We start from the raw sequence: 5,215 nt of genomic DNA, 5'->3' as shown, positions 1-5,215 counted from the left end.
GTGCCCAGGGCGCGTCCGGCGGATCCTGATCGGGTCCTGATCCGCCGGACACGCCCTGTCCGCCCCGCCCCGGGCACCGCGGGGACCGGCGCCGGCCGGTCCCGTACGGCGTACCAGGGCGGCGCGACGGCACACCCCGCATCCAGCGGCCGGGCCGCCGGGCGCGGCGACCACGACACGCGCCGAGCGGAACCGCCGGGGCAGGTATGCCCGCGCCGGGCCGGACCGACGGAGCACGTGTGCCCCGTCCGTCCGCGCCGGGCCGGACGGATGGGGCAGGTGCGCCCCGTCCGTCCTCGCTTCGTTCCGGTCCGTTCTCACACAGGGGGTTCGGCGCCGGTCGGTCGGCGGATTGGTCCCGGGGCCTCATTCACTCGTTCGGAGCAGAGTCGATGATCGACCAATCCTCTCGGCCACCGGCCACGAATGCAGGGTGAGGGGCACTCCAGCAGCGCTCCGACCAGTTCGGAAGGACCGGAGGGAGCCGAAATGACAGGGGAACGGCGGCGGACGGCCGTGGTGGGAGCCGGGGTGGCGGGACTGACCGCCGCCCACGTTCTCCAGGACGCTCATGAAGTGACGCTGTACGAAGCCGACGACCGCCTCGGGGGCCACGCCCACACCCACGACCTGGGCGCGTCCGACGGCCGGGTGCACCGCGTCGACTCCGGGTTCATCGTGCACAACCGGCGGACCTACCCCCGTCTGCTGCGGCTCTTCGACGAACTCGGCGTCGCCACCCAGGAGTCCGAGATGTCGATGTCCGTACGGTGCGAGGGGTGCGGCCTGGAGTACGCGGGGGCCCGTGGGCCCGCCGGTCTCTTCGCCCGGCCGGGCTCCGCCGTGCGCGGACGCTATCTGCGGATGCTCGCCGAGGTGCCGCGCTTCCACCGCGCCGCCCGGGCCCTGCTGGCGCTGCCGGAGAGCGGGGCGAGCGAGACGACGCTGGGGGAGTTCGCCCGGCGCGGGCGTTTCTCGCCGTACTTCCACGCCCACTTCCTGACGCCGATGGTCTCCGCCGTCTGGTCCTGCGACCCGGTCACCGCCCTGCGCTACCCGGCCCGCTATCTCTTCCGCTTCCTCGACCACCACGGCATGCTCACCATCGGGAACTCCCCGGTCTGGCGCACCGTCACCGGCGGGTCGCGCGCTTACGTCGACCTCGTCGTCAAGCAGCTCGCCGCCGTGCACACCGCGACCCCGGTGCGCGCCATCACCCGGCACGCGGACGGCGTCGACATCACCACGGAGGACGGCACGACCACCCCGTACGACTCCGTCGTCATCGCCACCCACCCCGACCAGGCGCTGCGGATGCTCGCCGACCCGACCGACGCCGAGCGCAGCACGCTCGGCGCGTTCCGGTACTCCCGCAACCCGACCCTGCTCCACACGGACACCGCACTGCTGCCGCGCGCCCGGGGGGCCAGGGCCTCCTGGAACTACCTGATGCCCTCCTGCGCCGCCGACGCCGACCGGGTCACCGTCAGCTACGACATGAACCGGCTCCAGCGGCTCGACGCCCCGGACACCTTCGTCGTCACGCTGAACGGCTCCGACCGGGTCAACCCGGGCACCGTCCGCGCCCGCATGGTCTACGAGCACCCCGTCTACACCCCGGAGTCGGTCGCGGCCCAGGGCCGGCTGCCCGCCCTGTCCGGTCCCGTCACCGCCTACGCGGGTGCGTACCACGGCTGGGGGTTCCACGAGGACGGCTGCCGTTCGGGGGTCGAGGCCGCCGCCGCCCTGGGGGTGCGGTGGTGAGCGCCCTCTACCCGTGCACCATCACGCACGTACGGAACCGGCCCACGAAGTACGCGTTCCGGCACCGGACGTATCTGTGGCTGATCGACCCCGACCGGCCGCCCCGGCTGCCGCGCACCCTGCGGCCGCTGGCCCGGTTCGACCCCCGCGACCACTTCGCCGGCACCGCCCCCACCATCCGGGACGGTCTCGAGCGCTTCCTGCGCGCCCGGGGCGTGGAGCTGGGCGACGGCACCGTCACCATGCTCACCCAGGCCCGGGTGTTCGGGTACGTCTTCAACCCGATCACCGTCTACTGGTGCCACCGCGCCGACGGCAGCCCCCTCTGCGTCGTCGCCGAGGTGCACAACACGTACGGCGGACGCCACGGCTACCTTCTGCGCCCCGACGGGAACGACCGAGCCGTGACCGGCAAGGGGTTCTACGTCTCGCCGTTCTTCCCCGTGGACGGCGGCTACCGGATGCGGCTGCCCGAGCCCGGGTCGCGTCTCGACCTGAGCATCCATCTGGAGCGGGACGGGGGCCGCCCGTTCACCGCGACCGTACGGGGCGGGCGCCGCCCCGCCACACCGCGCGAACTGGTCCGCCTCGCCCTGCGCCACCCCCTCTCCACCGTCCTCGTCTCCGCCGCGATCCGCCTGCACGGAATCCGGCTCTACCTGCGCGGGCTCCCCGTGCAGCCCCGTCCCCCTCACCGCACACAGGAAGGCATGCAGTGACCGCTCCCACCTCGGCGCTGCCGGCACAGCACACCCCCGGGACCGACCCGGAACGCTGGCCCGACATCGTCACCCTGCCCCGGGCGTCCCGCGCCCGGACCGCCGTCGCGGAACGCGTCGTCCGCCGCGCGTTCGCCCGGCTCCCCCTGCGCGCCCGCCTCGCGGGCCGGGAGGACGTCGGCCTCGGCGGGCCGCTCATGGACATCCGCGACCCGGACGCCTTCTTCCGGCGGATCGGCGCGAGCGGACTCATCGGCTTCGGCGAGTCCTACATGGCGGGGGAGTGGGACGCCCCCGACCTCGTCGCCGTGCTGACCGTGCTCGCCGACAACGCCGCCGACCTCGTCCCCCGGCCGCTGCAACGCCTGTGCGGCATCTGGGCCCTGCGCAGGCCCGCCGCGCAGATGAACACCCCCGAGGGCTCCCGGGACAACATCAGCCACCACTACGACCTGTCCAACGAGCTGTTCGCCCTCTTCCTCGACGAGACGCTCTCCTACTCCGCCGCCGTCTTCCGCGGCTTCCCCGCCGACCACGACCTGCTGCCCGCCGCCCAGCACCGCAAGATCGACCGGCTGCTGGACGCCGCCGGGGTCACCGAGGGCACCCGCCTCCTGGAGATCGGCACCGGCTGGGGCGAACTGGCCATCCGCGCGGCCGCCCGCGGCGCCCGGGTCGTCACCGTCACCCTCTCCGCCGAGCAGCGCACCCTCGCTCTCGCCCGCATCCGCGAGGCCGGATTCGAGGACCGCGTCGAGGTGCGGCTGAGCGACTACCGCCACGTCACCGGCGACTACGACGCCATCGTCAGCGTCGAGATGGTCGAGGCGGTCGGCGAGGAGTTCTGGCCGGTCTACTTCGAGACGCTGGACCGGCTGCTCGCCCCCGGCGGCCGGGTCGCCCTCCAGGCCATCACCATGCCCGACGACCGGCTGCGCGCCAGCCGCTCCACGTACACCTGGATCCACAAGTACATCTTCCCCGGCGGACTGTTGCCCTCCACCGAGGCCGTGGAGCGGATCACCACCGGCCGCACGAGCCTGCGCACCACCCAGCGCATCCGCTTCGGCGCGCACTACGCCGAAACGCTCCGGCTGTGGCGGGAGCGGTTCACCGGACGGGCGGCCGAGATCCACGCCCTCGGCTTCGACGCGGTCTTCCGCCGCATGTGGACCTTCTACCTCGCGTACTCCGAAGCGGGCTTCCGCTCCGGCTATCTCGATGTGCAGCAGCTGCTGCTGACCCGTGAGGAGACGGCGTGACGACCTCCGCCACCCGGCCCCCCGCCCGGCGCACCCCGACCGGGGCCGCCCAGCGCGTCGAACCGCTGATCGAGCGGTTCCTCGGCGGCGGACTGCCGGTCCGGGTCCGGATGTGGGACGGCAGCGAGACCGGACCCAGCGACGCCCCCACCGTCCATGTGCGGACCCGCAGAGCCCTGCGCCGCCTGCTGTGGGAGCCGGGCGAACTGGGCCTCGCCGAGGCCTGCATCACCGGCGACATCGACCTGGACGCCGACCTCGGCGACGGGCTGCGCGCCATGCGCCGCGCCGTGCGCGAACGCGGCCTCACCGTGCCCTCGCCCGCCCTCGCCGACCGGATCAAGGCGGCCGGCCTCGCCCTGCGCCTCGGCGCGGTCGGCCCCCGCGCGCCGGTGCCCGCCGCCCGTGCCGGACTGAGCGGGGCCCTACACAGCAAGGTGGGGGAGGAGACCGCACGGGTGTGGCGGCTCTATCTCGTCGGCGGCGCCCTCGCGTTCGAGGAACGGCGGATGGGCGTCGACCAGATCCTCTCCGTACGGCCCGACCCGGTCGGCTCCGCCGCCATGCCGGCCACCCGGCGCGACTGGTACGCGTCGGCCGTCCCTGAGGAGGGCCGGTGAGCGGCTTCGCCTGGGCCGCGTTCGCGAGCGGGCTCGCGGGCGCGGCCGTCGCCGCCCTCGGCGTCATGCTCGTCACCTTCGCCGTCGCCCTCGACAAGGGCGTGCACCGGATCGTCGACATCGCCTGGGGGCTCGGGTTCGCCGTCGTCGCCCTGGTCTCCTACGCCCTCTCGGCGGGCGTCGGCGACGACGACCGCCGGCTCCTGGTCACCGCGCTGACCGTGATCTGGGGGCTGCGCCTCGCGATTCACATCGGGCGGCGGGGCCGCGGGCACGGGGAGGACCCGCGCTACGCGAAGATGCTGGCCAAGGCCCCCGGCAACCCCCAGCTGTACGCCCTGCGCAAGGTGTATCTGCTCCAGGGCGCTCTGGTCTGGCTCGTCTCGCTCCCGGTCCAGGCCGCGCAGTACCCCACCGCGCCGCTCGCCTGGTGGGCCTGGGCGGGGGCGCTGCTGTGGGCGGTCGGGCTGGCCTTCGAGGCGATCGGTGACGCCCAGCTCGCCCGGTTCAAGGCCGACCCCGCCAACGAGGGGAAGATCATGGACCGGGGCCTGTGGTCCTGGACCCGCCATCCGAACTACTTCGGCGACTTCTGTGTCTGGTGGGGGCTCTTCCTCTTCGTCTGCCAGGCGCCCGCCGCCGCTGCCGCCACCGTCGTGGGCCCGCTGGTGATGACCTTCCTGCTGACCAAGGGGAGCGGCGCGGCCCTGCTGGAGCGGCACATGGCCGACCGGCCCGGGTTCGACGCGTACCGGGCCCGGACTAGCGGCTTCCTTCCGCGGCCGCCACGCCGGGTGTAGAGGACTCAGGCCGGGTGCGGAGGACGCGGAGAGGGCCCGTTCCACGGCTG

Annotated in this window: 5 protein-coding genes; all 5 read left to right on the top strand. The window is 73.9% G+C overall.

Going from position 1 to position 5,215, the window contains the following annotated elements; all coding sequences use genetic code 11:
• Positions 1–489: 489 nt before the first annotated feature.
• The 5 genes from ACFWM7_RS33350 to ACFWM7_RS33330 are packed head-to-tail and all read left to right on the top strand — an operon-like array spanning position 490 to position 5,165.
• Positions 490–1,764: an NAD(P)/FAD-dependent oxidoreductase gene (locus ACFWM7_RS33350; RefSeq protein ID WP_383268011.1), complete on the top strand. Its 1,275-nt coding sequence runs from the start codon at positions 490–492 to the stop codon at positions 1,762–1,764.
• Positions 1,758–2,483, top strand: a complete 726-nt coding sequence (locus ACFWM7_RS33345) for a DUF1365 domain-containing protein (RefSeq protein WP_383268008.1) — start codon at positions 1,758–1,760, stop codon at positions 2,481–2,483. The genes ACFWM7_RS33350 and ACFWM7_RS33345 overlap by 7 nt, the downstream gene beginning before the upstream one ends.
• Positions 2,480–3,745 carry a class I SAM-dependent methyltransferase gene (locus tag ACFWM7_RS33340; RefSeq protein ID WP_383268005.1) on the top strand — a complete coding sequence of 422 codons (1,266 nt, stop codon included), beginning with the start codon at positions 2,480–2,482 and terminating at the stop codon, positions 3,743–3,745. The genes ACFWM7_RS33345 and ACFWM7_RS33340 overlap by 4 nt, the downstream gene beginning before the upstream one ends.
• Complete coding sequence (locus tag ACFWM7_RS33335) at positions 3,742–4,365, top strand: hypothetical protein (protein WP_383268003.1); 624 nt, start codon at positions 3,742–3,744, stop codon at positions 4,363–4,365. Before ACFWM7_RS33340 ends, ACFWM7_RS33335 begins: the two co-directional genes overlap by 4 nt.
• A complete protein-coding gene (locus tag ACFWM7_RS33330) occupies positions 4,362–5,165 on the top strand; it encodes a DUF1295 domain-containing protein (RefSeq protein WP_383268000.1) in 804 nt (267 codons plus the stop codon). The genes ACFWM7_RS33335 and ACFWM7_RS33330 overlap by 4 nt, the downstream gene beginning before the upstream one ends.
• The last annotated feature ends 50 nt before the right edge of the window (positions 5,166–5,215 follow it).

Source organism: Streptomyces sp. NPDC058375 (assembly GCF_042723425.1).
Taxonomy (GTDB): domain Bacteria; phylum Actinomycetota; class Actinomycetes; order Streptomycetales; family Streptomycetaceae; genus Streptomyces; species Streptomyces durocortorensis.
This window is presented reverse-complemented; position numbering and strand designations above follow the sequence as displayed.